The sequence below is a fragment of the Streptomyces sp. NPDC044064 genome (genome assembly GCF_056434245.1).
The window spans coordinates 84,198-103,044 of record NZ_JBWKFN010000025.1; the positions used below are offsets into that span (position 1 = coordinate 84,198).

Consider the following 18,847-nt stretch of genomic DNA (forward strand, 5'->3'; position numbering starts at 1 on the left):
CCCCAGGAGGACAACTCACGTGAACACCAAGACCCTCGTGGCCGCGGCGGTCGGCCTCGGCCTGCTCACCTTGTCCGCGTGCGGATCGACGGACGGCAAGGGCTCAGCTGACTCCAAGACCGTGACCCTCGTCAGCCACGACTCGTGGGCCGTGTCCAAGAAGGTGCTCAAGGACTTCGAGCAGCAGTCCGGCTACAAGGTCCGGGTACTGCCGGGCGGCGACGCCGGTCAGGCCGTCAACAAGGCGATCCTGACCAAGGACAACCCGCAGGGCGACGTCTTCTTCGGCGTCGACAACACCCTGCTGTCCCGGGCTCTCGACAACGGGCTGTTCCAGCCGTACCAGGCGAAGGGCCTCGGCACCGTCGGCGCCGCCTACCAGCTGGACAAGGACAAGCACCGGGTCACGCCCGTCGACTACGGCGACATCTGCGTCAACTACGACAAGGCCTACTTCAGCGAGCACAAGCTGACCCCGCCGCAGACCTTCGCCGACCTCGCCAAGCCCGCGTACAAGAACCTCCTCGTCACCGAGAACGCGGCCACCTCCTCGCCCGGCCTCGGTTTCCTGCTCGGCAGCGCCGCGCAGTACGGCGATGGGGGCACCTCCCGCTCGAGCGAAGCCGAGAGCGGGGGAGGGTGGCAGGACTACTGGAAGAAGCTCAAGGCCAACGGGGTCAAGGTCGTCGACGGCTGGGAGCAGGCCTACCGCCAGGAGTTCTCCGGCTCCTCCGAGGGCAGGAAGGCGGGCGGCGACCGGCCGCTCGTGGTGTCGTACGCCTCCTCCCCGCCCGCCGAGGTGATCTACGCCAAGAAGCGGCCCAGCACCGCCCCGACCGGCGTCGCGACCGGCACCTGCTTCCGGCAGATCGAGTTCGCCGGGCTGCTGAGCAACGCGAAGAACACCAAGGGTGCCAAGGCGTTCATCGACTTCCTGCTCTCCAAGGAGTTCCAGCAGGACATGCCGCTGAACATGTTCGTGTACCCGGTGGTGCAGGGCGCCGCGGTGCCCGACGACTTCACCAAGTACGGGCCGGCCGCCAAGGCCCCCGAGACCATGGCCCCCGGCAAGATCGCCGCCAACCGCGACCAGTGGGTCAAGTCGTGGACGTCTCTCGTACTGAAGTAGCCACGGGGCAAAGGCGCGGGAGCGCGGCGCGGCTGGGGCTCATGGCCCTGCCCGTCGCGTTCTTCGCCGTCTTCTTCGCCTGGCCCGTCGCCGCGATCGTCGCGCGCGGGCTGAAGGTGGACGGCGTCTGGCAGTTCGGGCGGATGGCGGACGTCGCCACTCAGCCGGACATCCGGCACGTGCTGTGGTTCACCACCTGGCAGGCGCTCGCCTCCACCGTGCTCACCCTGCTGCTCGCCCTGCCCGCCGCCTATGTTTTCGCCCGCCTGGACTTTCCGGGCAGACACCTGCTGCGGGCCGTCGTCACGGTCCCGTTCGTGCTGCCCACCGTCGTCGTCGGTACGGCGTTCCTCGCACTCGTCGGCCGCGGCGGCCTGCTCGACGACCTGTGGGGCGTACGGCTCGACACCACCGTGTGGGCGATCCTGCTGGCGCACGTCTTCTTCAACTACGCGGTCGTCGTCCGCACGGTCGGCGGGCTGTGGGCCCAGCTCGACCCGCGGCAGGAACAGGCCGCCCGGATGCTCGGCGCGTCCCCGCTGCGGGCCTGGCGGAAGGTGACGCTGCCCGCCCTCGCACCCGCCGTGGCCGCCGCCGCGCTGATGGTGTTCCTGTTCACCTTCACCTCCTTCGGCGTGGTGCAGATCCTCGGCGGGCCCACCTTCTCCACCCTCGAAGTGGAGATCTACCGCCAGACCTCGGAGGTCTTCGACCTGTCCACGGCCGCCGTCCTCACCCTCGTCCAGTTCGTCGCGGTGGGCGCGATCCTCGCCGTGCACGCCTGGACGGTACGGCGCCGGGAGACCGCCCTGCGGCTCGTCGACCCGAAGGTGACCGCCCGCCGGCCGCGCGGCGCCGGGCAGTGGGCGCTGCTCGCCGGGGTCCTGGTCACCGTGGCCCTGCTGCTGGTGCTGCCGCTCGGCGTGCTCGTGCAGCGTTCCCTCGACGCGCCGGGCTTCGGCTACTACCGGGCGCTCACCGACGCCGACGGCGGCACCTTCCTCGTGGCACCCCTGCACGCCGTGTGGACCTCGCTCGAGTACGCCTTCGCCGCCACCGCCGTCGCCGTGCTGATCGGGGGACTCGCGGCCGCCGCGCTGGCCCGCAGGGACGCCGGACGGCTCGTGCGCGGCTTCGACGCGCTGCTCATGCTGCCCCTCGGTGTCTCCGCCGTGACCGTCGGCTTCGGCTTCCTCATCTCGTTGGACAGGCCCCCGCTGGATCTGCGGCAGTCCTGGATCCTCGTCCCGCTCGCGCAGGCGCTGGTGGGCGCCCCCTTCGTCGTACGGACCATGCTGCCCGTGCTGCGGGCGGTGGACGGACGGCTCAGGGAGGCGGCGGCCGTGCTCGGTGCCTCGCCCTGGCGGGTCTGGCGAGAGGTCGACCTGCCGCTGGTGCGGCGGGCGCTGCTGATCGCGGCCGGGTTCGCGTTCGCCGTGTCTCTCGGGGAGTTCGGGGCGACCGTGTTCATCGCGCGGCCCGACAACCCGACGCTCCCGGTCGCCGTGGCCCGGCTGCTGAGCCGGCCCGGTGACCTCAACTACGGGCAGGCGATGGCCCTGTCGACGATTCTGATGGTGGTGTGCGCGGCGGCCCTGCTGCTCCTGGAGCGGCTGCGCACCGACCGGACGGGGGAGTTCTGATGCTGCTGAGCCTTGCGGACGCGACCGTGCGCCTCGGCGGGCGGCCCGTGCTCGACGCGGTCGGCCTCGACGTCGCCGAGCACGAGGTGGTGTGCGTGCTCGGACCCAGCGGCAGCGGAAAGTCGACGCTGCTCAGGGCGGTGGCCGGACTGCAGCCCCTGAGCTCGGGCCGGGTGCTGCTCGACGGCCGGGACCAGGCGGGCGTGCCCGCGCACCGGCGGGGCGTCGGGCTGATGTTCCAGGACCACCAGCTCTTCCCGCAGCGGGACGTCGGCGGCAACGTGGCCTTCGGGCTGCGGATGCACGGTGTGCCGCGGGGCGGACGGGACGCCGAGGTCGGGCAGTTGCTGGAGCTGGTCGGGCTGCCGGGAGCGGCCGGGCGGGCCGTCGCCGGACTGTCCGGCGGCGAGCAGCAGCGCGTGGCCCTCGCCCGGGCGCTCGCGCCCAGGCCCCGGCTGCTCATGCTGGACGAACCACTGGGGCAGCTCGACCGCTCGCTGCGGGAGCGGCTGGTGGTCGAACTCAAAGAACTGTTCGGCCGGTTGGGTACGACCGTGCTCGCCGTCACCCACGACCAGGGCGAGGCCTTCGCGCTGGCCGACCGGGTGGTGGTGATGCGGGACGGGCGGATCGCCCAGTCCGGGACGCCGCTGGAGGTCTGGCAGCGGCCCGCGGACGAGTTCGTGGCCCGCTTCCTCGGCTTCGACAATGTGGTCCCGGCGACCGTCGGCGACACGGCGGCGGCCACCCCGTGGGGCAAGCTGCCCGTGCCCGACGGCTCGCCCCGGGGCAACCGCTCGCTGCTGGTCCGGCCCGCCGGTGTACGGCTCGTCGCGGCCGACGAGGGCCTGCCGTGCACGGTGACCGCCCGCACCTTCAAGGGCACCCATGTGGCCGTCCATCTCCGGCCCCGGGACGGCGGCCCGCGTCTGGAGGCGGCCTGCGCACTCCGGGACGCGCCGGAGGCCGGGGCCGAGCTGGGGGTTGCGTTCGACGCGGCCGAAATCGTGGTGCTCGGCTGATCACTCACCCCTAGGGTGAGCGGCATGACTTTGCTCACCCATGACCGTTACTGCGACGAAATCGCCCACCAGGTGGGGCAGTTGAGGGCGGTGCTGACCTCCGGCACCGACCTCGCGGCCACCGTGCCGACCTGCCCGGACTGGTCGCTGGAGGACCTCGTACTCCATGTGGGCAGGGCCCTGCGCTGGGTGGACGCCCTGGTGCGCAGCCGGGCGCAGGAGAACATCCCGCAGGAGCAGATCCCGTTCGGTGCCGGACCCGAGGAGCGGGGCGACGCGGCGGCCCTGGACAAATGGCTGGCGGAGACCGGCGAACTGGTCGTGGGCGCCCTGCGCGAGGCCGGACCGGACACCGAGGTGTGGTCCTGGATCGGCATGTCCGACGCGGCCTTCTGGGCCCGCCGGATGACCCACGAGATCACCGTCCACCGCGCGGACGCCACGCTCACCGCCGGGGTGCCCTACGAGGTGGCACCCGAGGTCGCCGCCGACGCGCTGGACGAGTGGCTGGACATCGCGCTCTTCGTCCAGCGGCACCGTGGCGCTGAGGGGGCCCTCGGGCTGGACGGGCCCCCGCGTACCATCCACCTCCACGCCACCGACAGCGACCCGGCGCTGCACGCCGAGTGGATCGTCGAACTCGCCGCGGACGGCGTCAGCTGGCGCCGCGGCCACGAGAAGGCCACCGTCGCCCTGCGCGGCCCGCTCACCCCGCTCCTGCTCGCCTTCTACCGGCGGCTGCCGCTGGACGCTCCCGGCCTGGAGGTGCTGGGCGAGCGCGAGGTGCTGGAGTTCTGGCTGGAGCGGTCCGCGTTCTGACGAGGACGACCGCGGCCCGCCCCCTGGGGATCGGGGACGGGCCGGGTGAGGTGCGAAGTGAGGCGTCAGCGGCCGCTGCTCGCCCCACGGCGGCGCATGCCGAAGTAGACCGCGCCACCGCCGACGACGACCAGGGCGCCCGCGACACCGGCGATCAGGCCGGTGTTGGAGCTGGCACCGGTCTCGGCGAGGTTCGAGTCGGCGGCCGCCGGGGACGGCGCGTTGCTCGGCGCGCCCGCCGGGGCGGAGCTGCTCTCGGAGGCCGACGGAGTCGGGGTGGAGGTGGAGGTGGACGTCGACGGCTTCGGCTTCGGGGTGGCCGGCGGCGTCGGAGCCTGGGACTCCTCCTTCTTGCAGGCCGTCGACGGGGTCACCAGGTCGGGCTTGACGTCCTCGTCGACCTGGTCGCCGGCCTTGACGTGGACGCGGTAGGTGGCGTTGGGCTTCCAGTTCTCCTGGAAGTTCACCGTGGTGCCCTTGGCGGAGCCCTTGATGTCCTGGGGCTCGCCGACCTGCTTCTCGACACCGGCGGCGTTCTTCGAGAAGACGGTGATCGTGGCCGGGGTGCCGGAGGCGTCCTTGTCGGTGACGACGATGACGCCCTTGTTGCCGTCGCACTGGGCTTCGGCGGAGAACTCGGTGATGTTGCAGGCGAGGGCCTGGCCGGCGACACCGAGGGCCAGCGCGGCGGAGGCGGAGGCAACACCCAGGATGCGCACGGAACGGCGGGCGCTACGGCGGGTTATGGACAACGGCTGTCCTTTACAGAGTGCAGAACTGCGGGGGGCTGAGGGGGAGATGGGGCGAGGGGCGAGGTGATGCCCCAGCACCCCCAGGAGGCTCACAGGTTTATAAGCGCTCCATAAGAGTGTCAATGCATATGCCTGTGGCGGCCCTTGGCTTTGCCTGCTTATTAACTGCAGAGACGTTTCAACACCTCCGGAGCCTGCTCGATCCGGTCAACGAGGGCGATACGGGACTCCATGGACCGCCCCCGCGCCAGCGACTGCAGCAGCGGCCAGGCCGGCAGTTCGCGGGTCCAGTGCTCCTCGTTCACCAGGACCATGGGCGTGGGCTCGCCCCGCGACTCGTAGTAGTTCGGCGTCGCGTTGTCGAAGATCTCCTGTACGGTGCCGGCGGCGCCCGGCAGGAACACCACCCCGGCGGTGGAGCGGGCCAGCAGGCCGTCCTCACGGGTGGCGTTGGCGAAGTACTTGGCTATGTGCGCGGCAAAGGCGTTCGGCGGCTCGTGGCCGTAGAACCAGGTGGGGATGCCCACCGACTCGCCGCCGCCGGGCCAGCGTTCGCGCACCTCGAAGGCGGCCCGCGCCCATTCGGTGACGGACGGCCGGAACGAGGGCGCCCCGGCGAGGAGCCGGAGCGCCTCCTCCAGCATGCCGTCGTCGAAGGGGGCGGCGTACGCGCCGAGGTTGGCCGCCTCCATCGCTCCGGGGCCGCCGCCGGTGGCGACCGTGAACCCGGCGCGTGCCAGCTCCCGGCCCAGCCGGGCGGCTCCGGCGTAAGCGGCCGTGCCGCGGGCCATCGCGTGGCCGCCCATGACGCCCACCACTCGGGCGCCGGCGAGGAGTTCGTCCAGGGCGTCGGAGACGGCGTCGTCGTGGATCGCGCGCAGCATGGAGGCGAAGACGTCACCGTCGGCCCTGGTGCGCTGGAACCAGGCGTAGGCCCGCGCGTCCGGCGTCGCCTCGTAGCCCTCCTTCAGCGACGCGAACAACTCCTCGGGTGCGTAGGCGAAGCCGCGGTACGGGTCGAAGGGGAGCCCCGGGACCGGCGGGAACACCAGGGCGCCGGACGACCGGACGTGGGCGGCCGCCTCGGGGTCCATCGGGCAGCCGAGGAAGACGGCGCCCGTGGTGTCGAGGGTGAGCAGAGTCTTCGTACGGCCCGTCAGATCGACGGCCTGGACACGATGGTGGGCCAGCGAGCCGCGCTCGGCGACCACCTCGTCGAACTCGGCCAGGGACTCGATCTCGCGGTCGTGGGAGCCGTCGAGCGGCTGGGCGGGTGTCGGATGCACCCGCCCATGCTAGGCACGTCTGTGCGAACGGACCGGGTCAGCCCTGGACCGCCGCCGGGTCCATCCACATGACCTCCCAGGTGTGGCCGTCGAGGTCGTCGAAGGCACGGCCGTACATGAAGCCGTGGTCCTGCGTCTCGCCGCTCGGCTTCCCGCCCGCCGCGATCGCCTTGTCCACCAGCTCGTCGACCTTCTCGCGGCTCTCGGCGCTCAGACACACCAGCACCTCGCTGGACGTCGTCGAGTCGACGATCGCCTTCTTGGTGAAGGTGGCGTAGTGCTTCTTGCTGAGCAGCATCGCGACGATCGTGTCGCTGATCACGACGCAGGTGCAGTCGTCGGAGCTGAACTGGGGGTTGATCGTGTAGCCGAGCGCGGTGAAGAACTTCTTGGACGCCTCGACGTCGGCGGTGGCCAGGTTCACGAAGATCATCTGCTGGTACATGGGTCTGTCTCCCTCGGGTCCGTGCGCTTGCTGCCGTTCGCCGGGTTGGACGCCTGGCCGCCGCGAAACTCATCGGCGGCCGGAGGTTTTTCCCGGGAGGTTCTCCGGGAGACCTTCTCGGCGGACGCTCAGTGGGCCATCGGCAGCGCCGCCAGATCGGCGATCACCAGGGTGAGCGGGCCGAACACGGCGAGCAGCGCGGCCGCTCGGAGGGCGGCGGCGCTGCGCAGCATCGTGGCGGGGGCGCCGAGGCGCAGCAGCGCGGCCACCGTGTCGGCACGGCACTGGCGGGCCTCGGTGGCCGCCGTCAGCAGGGTCGCCACCGTGCTGCCGGTGACCACGAGCGCGCCGAGGGTCGTCAGCGGGCCGAAGGAGGGTTCGGGGCCGTTGTACAGGGCGGTCAGGGCGTAGCCGGCGGACGCCACCGCGCACACCACGCCGAGGGGGCGGCCGATCCGGGTGGCCTCCGCCATCAGGCCCCGGCCGGCCAGCAGCCTGAGCGCGCCCGGCCGGACGGACTGCAGGACGCGCCCGCACAGATGGGTGAGGCCGGGGGAGGCGAGGACGAGCCCGAGGGCGGTCAGCACCCAGCCGACCAGCACGGTGAAGGCCTCGACCGGCAGGTCGGTGAGGTCCGGGGCGGGGGTGGTCCGACCGGCGTAGGCCTGCACGGCGAGGCCCGCGGCGACGGTGGTGATGCCCCAGGGCAGGCCCACGGGGGCTTCACGGGGCGGCGGGAGCGCGGCGGGGATGTCGGGCTCGGCGGCGTCCTGTTCCGGCGCCTCGGAGTCGGTGACCCCGGAGTGAGCCGCCTCGGGCGGAGTCTGCCGGGCGGTCTCCTGCTCCCCGGCGGCAGCACGCGGCCCCGCGGGGGCGAGCAACCGCACCCCGAGCCTCCCGCGCACCCCGGACGTCTCTCGCGCTGCCGAGTGACCGTGCGCACCGGAGCGGCCGGAGGCGCGGGTTGCCCTGGCAGGCCGACGCGGGTCCCTGGGGCGCAGGGCGACAGCCACCGCCGTCGAGGCGGACACCGGGACCAGGCCCAGCAGGGTCAGGGCCGCCGGCACCGGGAGGGGCTGGTCCACGGCCAGGAACTGGGCCGCCGCGCCGTCGAAGGGCATGCCCGTCAGATCACCGCGCAGGTGCAGGAAGACCAGCAGCGCCAGCATCGAGCCCAGAGTGGTGGACAGGGCCGTCGTCAGCGCCGAGATCGCCGTCAGGCGGGCCGGGCCCAGGCCCACGGCGGACAGGTTCTGCCGGGGTCTGGTGCCGGGGTCCGTGCGGGCCACCGCGAGCGCGAAGTACACGGTGGCGGCGAGCGGGACCAGGCACCAGGCCAGGCGCAGCACGGCCGCGCCCGGGGTCTGCGGGTGGCCCAGCGCGTAGCCCAGGGTGCCGAGCAGCAGGAAGCCGGTGCCCCCCGAGGCGGCGGCGACCAGCAGACGGCGCAGCTGGACGGCGGGCCGGGCCGCGCGGGTCAGGCGGAGAGCGAGCACGCGGCCCGGCCTTCCGTCTCCGGGGCGTCCGGCAGGTGCACGGTCTTCACACGGCGCCCGTCCAGCAGGGCGAGCGCACGGTCGGCGAGGGCCGCCGTGTCGGAGTCGTGCGTGGCCAGCACGACGGTGATCCCGTGCGAGCGGGCCGCCGTGGTGAGCGTGCGCAGCACATGGGCGCGGTCGGCGCGGTGCAGCGGGGCCGTCGGCTCGTCCGCGAAGAGGACCGTGGGCCCGGGGGCGAGCGCACGGGCGATGCAGACGCGCTGGCGCTCCGCCTGCTGCAGCTCGTGCGGGCGTCTGCGGGCCCGGTCGCCGACGTCCAGCCGCTCCAGCCACTCCAGCGCGGCCACCTTGGCCCGGCGGCGGCTGGTGCCGCGCAGCATCAGCGGGAGGGCGGCGTTCTCCCAGACGTTCAGCTCCGGTACGAGCGCGGGGGACGGGTCGATCCAGCCGAAGCGGTCGCGGCGCAGCCGTTCACGGGCCATCGGCCCCAGCGTGTGCAGGGGCGCGCTGTTGAACCAGACCTCGCCCTGCTGCGCCCGCAGCAGACCGGACAGGCACCTGAGGAGCGTGGTCTTGCCGCTGCCGCGCGGGCCGCTGACGGCGAGGATCTCGCCCTGCCGCACCTCGAGCGAGACACCGGCCAGGCCTGGCGAGCCGTCGCGGTGCGTGAAGTGCAGGGAGCGTGCCCACAGCACGTCGTTGTCCGGCGGGGCCTCCATGGGCGTACACCTCGGTTCTGATCCGTTGTTCCCTTGCTCCGTCCCCCGTCCGGGGGAACGAAGGCTGGGCCGATCGGTCACTGGAACGCTAGGCAGCCACTACCGGGAGGCCGGACAGCACACGGCCCCGGGCCGCCGTTCTCACTCGAACGGACGGCACCGGGGCCGGTGTCGGTCATCCAGTCGGATGATCAGAGCTTGGTCCACGCCTCCGTGAGGGTGGCCCGCAGGATCTGCTCGATCTCGTCGAAGGTCTCCTGGTTGGAGATCAGTGGCGGGGCGAGCTGGATGACCGGGTCACCACGGTCGTCGGCGCGGCAGTACAGGCCGTTCTCGAACAGGGCCTTGGAGAGGAAGCCGTACAGGACGCGCTCCGTCTCCTCCTCGTTGAAGGACTCCTTGGTGTGCTTGTCCTTCACCAGCTCGATGCCGTAGAAGAAGCCGTTGCCGCGGACGTCGCCGACGATCGGCAGGTCGTGCAGCTTCTGCAGCGTGGAGAGGAACGCGCCCTCGTTGTCCAGCACGTGCTGGTTGAGGCCCTCGCGCTCGAACAGGTCCAGGTTCGCCAGGCCCACCGCGGCCGACACGGGGTGGCCGCCGAAGGTGTAGCCGTGCAGGAAGGTGTTGTCGCCCTTGTAGAACGGCTCGGCGATCCGGTCGGAGACGATGCAGGCGCCGATCGGGGAGTAGCCCGAGGTCATGCCCTTGGCGCAGGTGATCATGTCCGGGACGTAGCCGAACTTGTCGCAGGCGAACATCGTGCCCAGGCGGCCGAAGGCGCAGATGACCTCGTCCGACACGAGCAGCACGTCGTACTTGTCGCAGATCTCGCGCACGCGCTGGAAGTAGCCGGGCGGGGGCGGGAAGCAGCCGCCGGCGTTCTGCACGGGCTCGAGGAAGACCGCGGCGACGGTGTCCGGGCCCTCGAAGAGGATCTCCTGCTCGATCTGGTCGGCGGCCCAGCGGCCGAAGGCCTCCGGGTCGTCGCCGAAGAGCGGGGCGCGGTAGATGTTGGTGTTCGGCACCTTGTGCGCGCCCGGCACCAGCGGCTCGAAGGGGGCCTTCAGGCCCGGCAGGCCGGTGATGGACAGGGCGCCCTGCGGGGTGCCGTGGTAGGCGACCGCACGCGAGATGACCTTGTACTTGGTCGGCTTGCCCTGCAGCTTGAAGTACTGCTTGGCGAGCTTCCAGGCGGTCTCGACCGCCTCACCGCCGCCCGTGGTGAAGAAGACCTTGTTCAGGTCGCCGGGAGCGTAGTCGGCGATGCGCTCGGCCAGCTCCACGGCCTTCGGGTGGGCGTAGGACCACACCGGGAAGAACGCCAGCTCCTGGGCCTGCTTGAAGGCGGTCTCGGCGAGTTCCGTGCGGCCGTGACCGGCCTGGACCACGAACAGACCGGCGAGACCGTCGAGGTAGCGCCTGCCCTTGTCGTCGTAGATGTAAGTGCCCTCGCCCCGGACGATGGTCGGGACGGGAGAGTTCTCGTACGAGGACATGCGGGTGAAGTGCATCCACAGGTGGTCGTACGCGGTGCGGCTGAGGTCCTTCTGGGTCACGGTTATCGGGTTCCCCACATGTAGGTCTGCTTCTTCAGCTTCAGATAAACGAAGCTTTCGGTGGAGCGCACCCCGGGCAGGGCCCGGATGCGTTTGTTGATGACGTCCAGCAGGTGGTCGTCGTCCTCGCAGACGATCTCGGCGAGGATGTCGAACGAGCCCGCGGCCATCACCACGTACTCGACTTCCGACATGCCGGTCAGCGCGTCCGCGATCGACTCGACATCGCCCTCGACGTTGATCCCGACCATCGCCTGCCTGCGGAAGCCCACGGTGAGCGGGTCCGTGACGGCGACGATCTGCATCACGCCCTGGTCCAGCAGCTTCTGGACGCGCTGGCGCACGGCTGCTTCGGAGAGGCCGACGGCCTTGCCGATCGCGGCGTACGGCCGGCGGCCGTCCTCCTGGAGCTGCTGAATGATGGCGAGGGAGACGGCGTCCAGCTGGGGACTGTTGCCGTTCCTGGACTCGCGGGACGAGTCCCTCTGGTCTGCGCTTCGACTGGCCACGACCTCACTGTGCACGACGTCTCGACGGTTTCGCAAGGCCGTATCGATGAAATTCGTTGTTTGAGAGTCCCAGTCTTGCGGATTTCGCAGAAGAGGCCGGGATGGGGGTGTTGAAAACGTGGGTGCGGCGACTAGGGTGGGTGTCTCAGTGATTGGACAGCTTGAACCAGACCAGGAGGCCGGCAGTGAGCACCGAGCTGCGTCGTCTGCGCAACTACATCGACGGTGAGTTCCGGGACGCCGCCGACGGACGGACCACCGAGGTGGTCAACCCCGCGACGGGCGAGGCGTACGCCACCGCTCCGCTGTCCGGACAGTCGGACGTCGACGCGGCCATGGCGGCCGCCGCCGCGGCCTTCCCGGCCTGGCGCGACACGACTCCGTCCGAGCGGCAGAAGGCCCTCCTGAAGATCGCGGACGCGTTCGAGGAGCGGGCCGAGGAGCTGATCGCGGCCGAGGTGGAGAACACGGGCAAGCCGACCGGGCTGACCCGCTCCGAGGAGATCCCGCCGATGGTCGACCAGATCCGCTTCTTCGCGGGTGCGGCCCGGCTGCTCGAAGGCCGCTCGGCCGGCGAGTACATGGACGGGATGACCTCGATCATCCGCCGCGAGCCGGTCGGCGTCTGCGCGCAGGTCGCGCCGTGGAACTACCCGATGATGATGGCCGTGTGGAAGTTCGCCCCGGCCATCGCCGCGGGCAACACGGTCGTCCTGAAGCCCTCGGACACCACCCCCGCCTCGACCGTCCTGATCGCCGAGATCATGGGCTCGATCCTGCCCAAGGGCGTCTTCAACGTCATCTGCGGCGACCGCGAGACCGGCCGCGCGATGGTCGAGCACGACACCCCGGCGATGGCCTCCATCACCGGCTCCGTACGCGCCGGCATGTCCGTCGCCGAGTCCGCCTCCAAGGACCTCAAGCGGGTCCACCTGGAGCTGGGCGGCAAGGCCCCGGTCGTCGTCTTCGAGGACACCGACATCGCCAAGGCCGTCGAGGACATCTCGGTGGCGGGCTACTTCAACGCCGGCCAGGACTGCACGGCCGCGACCCGCGTCCTCGTCCAGGAGTCCATCCACGACGAGTTCGTCGCCGCGCTGGCGAAGGCCGCGTCCGAGACCAAGACCGGCCAGCCGGACGACGAGGACGTGCTCTTCGGCCCGCTGAACAACCCCAACCAGCTCAAGCAGGTCTCCGGCTTCATCGAGCGCCTGCCCGCCCACGCCAAGGTCGAGGCGGGCGGCCACCAGGTCGGCGACAAGGGCTACTTCTACGCCCCGACCGTCGTCTCCGGCCTGAAGCAGGACGACGAGATCGTCCAGAACGAGGTCTTCGGCCCGGTCATCACCGTCCAGTCCTTCGCCGACGAGGACCAGGCCGTCGAGTGGGCCAACGGCGTCGAGTTCGCCCTCGCCTCCTCGGTGTGGACCAAGGACCACGGCCGCGCGATGCGCATGTCCAAGAAGCTCGACTTCGGCTGCGTGTGGATCAACACCCACATCCCGCTGGTCGCCGAGATGCCCCACGGCGGCTTCAAGAAGTCCGGCTACGGCAAGGACCTGTCGGCGTACGGCTTCGAGGACTACACGCGGATCAAGCACGTGATGACGTCGCTCGACTCGTAGCAGTCCGAGAACAGACATGCGCGGCCCCGGACGGGTTCACCTCCCCGTCCGGGGCCGCGCCCTTTTGCCGTACGGCGCCGGTCGCTCTCACGGCGGTGATCGACAAGGTGTCGGGTCCCACCCGGTGGGATCGACGCAGCGTCGATTGTCCGCGCACGGGGCCCCACGGCATCCTGCCTTGGTGCCCCAGACATCCTCGCTGCCGCGTCCCGTCTCCCGCCGTTCCCTGCTGCGCGCGCTCGGCGGCACCGCCGCGCTCGGCGCCCTGGCCGGCTGCGGGGTGCCCGCCGCCTACGTCAAGCCCGGCGACCGTGCCGTGACCGACGTGTCCGCCACCGACAAGAAGCTGACCTGGGCGAACTGGCCGCTGTACATCGACACCGATGACGACAACCCCAACAGTCGGCCCACCCTCGAGGCCTTCGGGAAGCGCACCGGCATCTCCGTCGACTACGTCGAGGAGATCAACGACAACGACGAGTTCTTCGGCAAGATCAGCCCCGCGCTGATGAACCACCAGTCGACCGGCCGCGACCTGATCGTCATCAGTGACTGGATGTGCGCGCGCTTCGTCCGCCTGGGCTGGGTGCAGCGGATGGACCGCGCCCACCAGCCCAACGTGGCGAAGTACCTGGACCCGCTCCTGCGCTCACCGGCCTTCGACCCGGGCCGCATGTTCACGGTGCCCTGGCAGTCCGGCATCACCGGCATCGCGTACAACCGCCGCAAGCTCGGCCGCGAGATACGCCACGTCTCGGACCTCTGGGCGGGCGACCTCAAGGGCCGCGTGACCCTGCTCTCCGGCCTGGACGAGTCGTTCGCGCTGCTGATGCAGGGCAACGGCGTGGACGTCACCCGGTGGACCGCGGACGACTTCCACCGGGTCTGCGACCAGGTGGAGCGCGAGGTCCACCGCGGTCAGATCCGCCGCTTCACCGGCAACGACTACACCAAGGACCTGGTCAGCGGCGACGTCCTCGCCTGCCAGGCCTACTCGGGCGACGTCATCCAGCTCCAGGCGGACAACCCCGACATCCGCTTCGTCGTCCCCGAGGAGGGCGCCGAGCTGTGGTCGGACTCCCTGATGATCCCCAACCGGGCCCGCCACAAGACCAACGCCGAGCGCCTGGTCGACTACTACTGCGACCCCGAGGTCGCCGCGAAGCTCGCCGCCTGGGTCAACTACGTCTGCCCGGTCCCGGCGGCCAGGGAGGTGCTGGCGGCCGCCAAGGACAAGGACACCGCGGCCCTGGCCGGCAACCCCCTGATCTTCCCGGACGACACCATGCGCAAGCGGCTGGCCATCGCCCGGGACATCACCTCCGAGGAGCGGGTGGAGTTCGCGAAGCGGTGGAACCGGATCGTGGGGCTGTAGCTCAGCCCTGGTCGCCGTGCTGCTCCAGGTGCGAGGCCAGGACCGCTGCCTGGACCCTGCGCTGCACGCCCAGCTTGGCCAGCAGGCGGGAGATGTGGTTCTTGACGGTCTTCTCGGACAGGTACAGCTTGTTGCCGATCTCGCGGTTGGTCAGGCCGTCGCCGATCAGGGCGAGGATGTCGCGTTCGCGCGGGGACAGACTCGCCAGTTCGGGGGGCAGCGCGGGGGTCTCGGCGGGCCCGGTCCGCAGGGACCGCATGAGGCGGGCGGTCGTCGCGGGGTCCAGCATCGACTGGCCCGAGGCGACCGTGCGGACCGCCGACACCAGGTCGGAGCCCTTGATCTGCTTCAGGACGTACCCGGACGCCCCGGCCATGATCGCGTCGAGCAGGGCGTCCTCGTCGTCGAAGGAGGTCAGCATCAGGCAGGCCAGTTCCGGCATCCGGCTGCGCAGCTCGCGGCAGACCGAGATGCCGTCCCCGTCGGGCAGCCGGACGTCGAGCACGGCGACGTGCGGGCGCAGCGCGGGGCCGCGGGTCAGGGCGTGCTCGGCGGTGTCCGCGTCGCCGACCACGGAGATGTCCGGTTCGGCGTCGAGCAGGTCGGCCAGGCCGCGTCGTACGACCTCGTGGTCGTCCAGCAGGAACACCCGGATCGGGTGCTGCTCGGTGAAGGTGTGTGCCTCGGTCATGACGACGACCCCTCGTTCCCCGGTCGGGGCAGCCTGAGGACTGCCCCCGAAGCCGATCATCGTCCGCCGGAGCCGTATGCACCAGGGCCGAACGGCCCTACTCGGTCAGTGGTCGCGGTCGTGGTCGCGGCTCCACTCCCGGTACGCGGCCACCGCCGTCGGCAGCGTCGGGAAGATGTGGCCGGCGCCGACGGACTCCGCGAGGCCGTACGACTCGAGGTCGTCCAGCAGGTCCTGTTTGACCCGGGCCAGGGCGAAGACGATGCCTCGCCCCGTGAGCTCCTGGCGCAGGTCCTCCACGGCGTCCAGAGCCGTGATGTCGACCTCCACGTTGGCCTCGGTGTTGAGGACGAACCACCGTACGGGTTCGGTCTGTTCGTCCACGGCGTCCAGCGCCCGGCGCCGGAAGTTCTCCGCGTTGGCGAAGAACAGGGGCGAGTCGTAGCGGTAGACGAGCAGACCGGGGACCGTGTGCGCCTGCGGGTAGTCGTCGACGTCGTGCATGCCGGCCATCCCGGGGACCAGGCCCTCGACCGCGTCGTGGGGCCGGGCCACCCGGGTCAGCAGTTCGGCGACCGACAGGCCGACGGCCACGATCACCCCGTACAGGATGCCCAGGGTGAGCACGCCCGCCAGACAGCCGAGGGCGAGGAACAGCTCGCGGCGCCGGAAGGAGGCGAGCCGGCGGAAGCCCGCGACGTCGATCATGCGGGCGGCGGCGTAGACGACGAGTGCGCCGAGCGCGGCGGAGGGCATGCGGGACAGCAGCGGGCTGAGGAACAGCAGGACGGCCAGTACCGCCGCCCCCGCGACCAGCGAGTACAGCTGGCTGCGGGCGCCCGCGGAGGACGCGAGCGCCGTACGGCTGGCGCTGCTGCTGACCGGGAAGCCGTGCAGCACACCGGCGCCGAGGTTGGTGGCGCCCAGGGCGAGGAACTCCCGGTCGGCGTCCAGCGCGTTCTCGTCGCTGCGGTCCGCGAACGCCCGCGCGGTGAGGATCATGTCGGTGTACGCGACCAGCAGCACACCGAGCGCGGGCAGCACCAGGCCCGGCACCTCGGAGAGATCCGGCAGGGCGAGGTCCGGAAGGCCGGAGGGCACGGTGCCGATCACCGCGACGCCGTACCGGCCGTCCAGGTCGAGGACCACGACGGCCACCGTGGCGAGGACCACCGCCAGCAGCGGTCCGGGGAGCTTGGGGAAGAAGCGGGCGACGGCGAAGAGGAACACCAGTACGGCCGCGGAGAGGGCCACGGTCGCCGGGTGGGCGTCCTCGAGACGGGTGCAGAAGGACCACAGCTGGGGGAAGAAGTCCGTGCCGCTCGTCCGTACTCCGGTGAGCCTGGTCAACTGGTCCACCGCCATGATCAGGGCCACGCCCGCCAGGTAGCCGACCAGGACCGGGCGGGAGAGCAGGTCCGCGAGGAAGCCCAGCCGGATCGCGCGGGCCGCCAGGCACAGCAGCCCGACCGTGACGGCGAGGGCGGCCGCCAGCGCGGCGTAGCGGCCCGGGTCTCCGGCGGCCAGGGGGCCCACCACCGTGGCCGTCATCAGGGCCGTCGTGGACTCCGGGCCGACCGACAGCAGACGTGAGGAGCCGAGCAGCGCGTAGAGGCCGAGCGCCGGGAGGATCGCCCAGAGTCCGGTGACCGGTGGCAGGCCGGCCACGCCCGCGTACGCCATGCACTGCGGCACGAGGTACGCGGCCACCGTCACGCCCGCCGGCAGGTCGCCCCGGAGCCGGTTCCACAGGCGCGCGAGAAGTGCACCGGGCCCGGGCACGGGACCGCACGGCCCCGGAACCCGCCCGGCCCGTCCTTTGGCCATGCGCCGACCTCCGCCGTCCGCCCCCAGCATCCACCGGGGCGCCGGCCACCGCGAGGCGTGCTGGCCCCGCCGCGCGCCCCCTCGGCTGTCCGCTCGCTCAAGGCCGGTCGGTCCCGGCCGGGGACGAGTGGCCCCTGCTCCCGGCGGCTCCGGACGGAGGACAGTGGAATCGGTGGAAGTGGTTCCTCGCCCCTGGAGGTGGAGAGCATGACCCGACCGGTCACGGCAGGTCTCGACGGCTCGCCCGAGAGCCGGGCCGCAGCGGAATGGGCGGCCCGTGAAGCAGTGCTGAGAGGCCTGCCTCTGAAGATCGTCCATGTCTGGGAGCCCGCGCCCGAGCTGACCGGCCAGGCGCCGCTGCTGGGAACGGAGACCCACCCGTACTGGACCGAGCGGGTTCCGCGTGAGTCCGCCGAGGGCGTCCGGCTGCGCCACCCCGGTCTCGACGTGACCGCCGAGCAGCGCACCGGGATACCGGCCGACGTGCTGTGCGAGGCGGCGGAGGCCGCCGAGCTGCTGGTGCTCGGCTCGCGGGGCCTCGGCGGGCTCGGCGGGTTCCTGGTCGGCTCGGTGAGCCTGTCCGTCATCGCCCGGGTCGAACGGCCCGTGGTGCTGGTCAGGGCGGGTGAACAGGCCGCCGACGAGCACCGGATGGACCCGGCGGGCGTGCCCTGCGCCGCGGCACCCTTCCGGCCCGTCGTCCTCGGCCTCGACATCCAGGACCCCGACGAGACACTGCTCGGGTTCGCCTTCGACGCCGCCGCGCGCCGCGAGGCCCCGCTGCGCATCGTGCACGGCTGGACACCGCCGCCCGTCGACCCCCTGTCCGCCGTCTACGACCTGCGGGAATCGATCGCACGCAGCGAGGCCGACGCCCTGACCGAGGTGGCGCGCCCCTGGCTGCAGAAGTTCCCGGACGTGGACGTGACCGAGGTGAGCCGGCCCGGCCATGCCGCGCCGGTCCTGGTCGACGCCTCCCACGACGCCTCTCTGGTCGTCGTCGGCCGGCGCATCCGCACCAGCCGGCTCGGCGCACACATCGGCCACGTCACGCACGCCGTCCTGCATCACGCCGACGCTCCCGTCGCCGTGGTTGCGCACGGCTGACTCGCCGGCCCGAGGAGGAGAAGTCATGATCATGAACGAGCGGACGAGAGCGGACACGGCGACGGAGGCGCCGCTGGGCGACCTGGGCCGCAGGCTCGCCGCCCGGCGGATCCAACTCGGCCTCACCCGGCGGGAGACGGCGGCGCGCGCCGGGATGGCGGGCGGCTATCTCAGGTACCTGGAGGAGCATCCCGGGGCCAAGCCGGGCACGGGCGTGCTGATGACCCTGGCCACGGCACTGGAGACCACCGTCACCGAACTCACCGGCGGTGCCGTCGACCTGCCGCCGGGTATCGGACACGCCGCGCCCGCACCGGAGTTCACCCGGCTGCGCACCGGCGAGTGCCGGGCCCTGCTGGCGACGCACGGGGTGGGGCGGCTCGCGCTCGGCACGGCCTCGGGTCCGGTGATCGTGCCCGTCAACTACAGCGTCGTGGACGGTGCGATCCTCTTCCGGACCGAGCGCGGCGCCACGCCGGCCCTGGCCATCGGCTGCCAGGTGGCCTTCGAGGTCGACCGCATCGACGACGCGTTCAGCCAGGGCTGGAGCGTCCTGGTCCGCGGACCCGCGCGCGCGGTCAGCGACCCGCAGGAGCGGCGCCGGCTCACGGAACGTGCCCACAGTGCGCCCTGGGCCGGAGGCTCCCGCAGCCTGTGGGTGCGCATCGATCCGTTCACCATGACCGGACGCCGGATCACCGTGTGAGGCGGAGGGGGCGGTACGGGGGGGGGGGGGGGGGGGGGGGGGGGGGGGGGGGGGGGGGCCGGGGGGGGCGGGGGGGGGGGGGGGGGGGGCGGGGGGGAACCCCCCCCCCCTACCAAAGCGACCCCAAAGGCCCAAGG

Annotated in this window: 17 protein-coding genes; 8 read left to right on the plus strand and 9 right to left on the minus strand. The window is 71.8% G+C overall.

Features of this window, described 5'->3' with window-relative positions:
* Nucleotides 1-19 precede the first annotated feature (19 nt).
* Genes AC07DS_RS33405 through AC07DS_RS33420 form a run of 4 tightly spaced genes read left to right on the plus strand, consistent with a single transcriptional unit; the run spans nt 20 to nt 4,613 of the window.
* Nucleotides 20-1,129, plus strand: a complete 1,110-nt coding sequence (locus AC07DS_RS33405) for a thiamine ABC transporter substrate-binding protein (protein WP_479151396.1) — start codon at nt 20-22, stop codon at nt 1,127-1,129.
* 41 nt (nt 1,130-1,170) lie between these two features.
* Nucleotides 1,171-2,772: an ABC transporter permease gene (locus AC07DS_RS33410; RefSeq protein ID WP_479151397.1), complete on the plus strand. Its 1,602-nt coding sequence runs from the start codon at nt 1,171-1,173 to the stop codon at nt 2,770-2,772.
* Entirely contained in the window at nt 2,772-3,794 is a 1,023-nt protein-coding gene (locus AC07DS_RS33415; RefSeq protein ID WP_479151398.1) for an ABC transporter ATP-binding protein, read from the plus strand. The genes AC07DS_RS33410 and AC07DS_RS33415 overlap by 1 nt, the downstream gene beginning before the upstream one ends.
* A 24-nt stretch (nt 3,795-3,818) precedes the next feature.
* A complete protein-coding gene (locus AC07DS_RS33420; protein ID WP_479151400.1) occupies nt 3,819-4,613 on the plus strand; it encodes a maleylpyruvate isomerase family mycothiol-dependent enzyme in 795 nt (264 codons plus the stop codon).
* A gap of 65 nt (nt 4,614-4,678) precedes the next feature.
* Here AC07DS_RS33420 and AC07DS_RS33425 read toward each other — a convergent pair whose 3' ends face one another.
* The 7 genes from AC07DS_RS33425 to AC07DS_RS33455 all read right to left on the minus strand — a co-directional run bounded on the left by AC07DS_RS33425 (nt 4,679) and on the right by AC07DS_RS33455 (nt 11,394).
* On the minus strand, nt 4,679-5,365 hold the full coding sequence (locus tag AC07DS_RS33425) for an LAETG motif-containing sortase-dependent surface protein (RefSeq protein WP_479151401.1): 687 nt from the start codon (nt 5,363-5,365) through the stop codon (nt 4,679-4,681).
* A gap of 161 nt (nt 5,366-5,526) precedes the next feature.
* Nucleotides 5,527-6,651 carry an LOG family protein gene (locus AC07DS_RS33430; RefSeq protein WP_479151402.1) on the minus strand — a complete coding sequence of 375 codons (1,125 nt, stop codon included), beginning with the start codon at nt 6,649-6,651 and terminating at the stop codon, nt 5,527-5,529.
* A 37-nt stretch (nt 6,652-6,688) separates the two neighbouring features.
* Nucleotides 6,689-7,096 (minus strand): VOC family protein, encoded by a 408-nt coding sequence (locus tag AC07DS_RS33435; RefSeq protein ID WP_479151404.1) that lies wholly within the window; start codon nt 7,094-7,096, stop codon nt 6,689-6,691.
* A gap of 128 nt (nt 7,097-7,224) precedes the next feature.
* On the minus strand, nt 7,225-8,592 hold the full coding sequence (locus tag AC07DS_RS33440; protein ID WP_479151406.1) for a hypothetical protein: 1,368 nt from the start codon (nt 8,590-8,592) through the stop codon (nt 7,225-7,227).
* On the minus strand, nt 8,574-9,314 hold the full coding sequence (locus tag AC07DS_RS33445; RefSeq protein WP_479151408.1) for an ABC transporter ATP-binding protein: 741 nt from the start codon (nt 9,312-9,314) through the stop codon (nt 8,574-8,576). The genes AC07DS_RS33440 and AC07DS_RS33445 overlap by 19 nt, the downstream gene beginning before the upstream one ends.
* A 191-nt stretch (nt 9,315-9,505) precedes the next feature.
* Nucleotides 9,506-10,888: an aspartate aminotransferase family protein gene (locus AC07DS_RS33450; protein WP_479151410.1), complete on the minus strand. Its 1,383-nt coding sequence runs from the start codon at nt 10,886-10,888 to the stop codon at nt 9,506-9,508.
* Nucleotides 10,873-11,394, minus strand: coding sequence for an Lrp/AsnC family transcriptional regulator (locus AC07DS_RS33455; protein ID WP_385167009.1), 522 nt, complete (start codon nt 11,392-11,394; stop codon nt 10,873-10,875). Before AC07DS_RS33455 ends, AC07DS_RS33450 begins: the two co-directional genes overlap by 16 nt.
* A 170-nt stretch (nt 11,395-11,564) precedes the next feature.
* On the opposite strand from AC07DS_RS33455, the gene AC07DS_RS33460 reads away from it, so the two are divergent.
* On the plus strand, nt 11,565-13,004 hold the full coding sequence (locus AC07DS_RS33460; RefSeq protein WP_479151412.1) for a gamma-aminobutyraldehyde dehydrogenase: 1,440 nt from the start codon (nt 11,565-11,567) through the stop codon (nt 13,002-13,004).
* 181 nt (nt 13,005-13,185) lie between these two features.
* The gene (locus AC07DS_RS33465; RefSeq protein WP_479151414.1) at nt 13,186-14,379 is read left to right on the plus strand and encodes an ABC transporter substrate-binding protein; all 1,194 of its coding nucleotides are present in this window, start codon (nt 13,186-13,188) and stop codon (nt 14,377-14,379) included.
* A gap of 1 nt (nt 14,380) precedes the next feature.
* On the opposite strand, the gene AC07DS_RS33470 is transcribed toward AC07DS_RS33465, so the two are convergent.
* Together AC07DS_RS33470 and AC07DS_RS33475 are read right to left on the minus strand one after the other, a co-directional pair.
* Nucleotides 14,381-15,070, minus strand: a complete 690-nt coding sequence (locus tag AC07DS_RS33470; protein WP_479151416.1) for a response regulator — start codon at nt 15,068-15,070, stop codon at nt 14,381-14,383.
* Nucleotides 15,071-15,175: 105 nt separating this feature from the next.
* Complete coding sequence (locus AC07DS_RS33475; RefSeq protein WP_479151418.1) at nt 15,176-16,897, minus strand: SulP family inorganic anion transporter; 1,722 nt, start codon at nt 16,895-16,897, stop codon at nt 15,176-15,178.
* A 207-nt stretch (nt 16,898-17,104) separates the two neighbouring features.
* On the opposite strand from AC07DS_RS33475, the gene AC07DS_RS33480 reads away from it, so the two are divergent.
* Nucleotides 17,105-18,004 carry a universal stress protein gene (locus AC07DS_RS33480; protein ID WP_479151419.1) on the plus strand — a complete coding sequence of 300 codons (900 nt, stop codon included), beginning with the start codon at nt 17,105-17,107 and terminating at the stop codon, nt 18,002-18,004.
* Nucleotides 18,005-18,035: 31 nt separating this feature from the next.
* Complete coding sequence (locus AC07DS_RS33485; RefSeq protein ID WP_479151478.1) at nt 18,036-18,710, plus strand: helix-turn-helix domain-containing protein; 675 nt, start codon at nt 18,036-18,038, stop codon at nt 18,708-18,710.
* Nucleotides 18,711-18,847: the final 137 nt, after the last annotated feature.

Coding starts and splice junctions, on each gene's coding strand:
- AC07DS_RS33420 (WP_479151400.1), top strand. CDS start 3,819: ATGACTTTGCTCACCCATGACCGTTACTGCGACGAAATCGCCCACCAG.
- AC07DS_RS33475 (WP_479151418.1), bottom strand. CDS start 16,897: ATGGCCAAAGGACGGGCCGGGCGGGTTCCGGGGCCGTGCGGTCCCGTG.
- AC07DS_RS33470 (WP_479151416.1), bottom strand. CDS start 15,070: ATGACCGAGGCACACACCTTCACCGAGCAGCACCCGATCCGGGTGTTC.
- AC07DS_RS33480 (WP_479151419.1), top strand. CDS start 17,105: ATGACCCGACCGGTCACGGCAGGTCTCGACGGCTCGCCCGAGAGCCGG.
- AC07DS_RS33415 (WP_479151398.1), top strand. CDS start 2,772: ATGCTGCTGAGCCTTGCGGACGCGACCGTGCGCCTCGGCGGGCGGCCC.
- AC07DS_RS33445 (WP_479151408.1), bottom strand. CDS start 9,314: ATGGAGGCCCCGCCGGACAACGACGTGCTGTGGGCACGCTCCCTGCAC.
- AC07DS_RS33410 (WP_479151397.1), top strand. CDS start 1,171: ATGGCCCTGCCCGTCGCGTTCTTCGCCGTCTTCTTCGCCTGGCCCGTC.
- AC07DS_RS33435 (WP_479151404.1), bottom strand. CDS start 7,096: ATGTACCAGCAGATGATCTTCGTGAACCTGGCCACCGCCGACGTCGAG.
- AC07DS_RS33485 (WP_479151478.1), top strand. CDS start 18,036: ATGAACGAGCGGACGAGAGCGGACACGGCGACGGAGGCGCCGCTGGGC.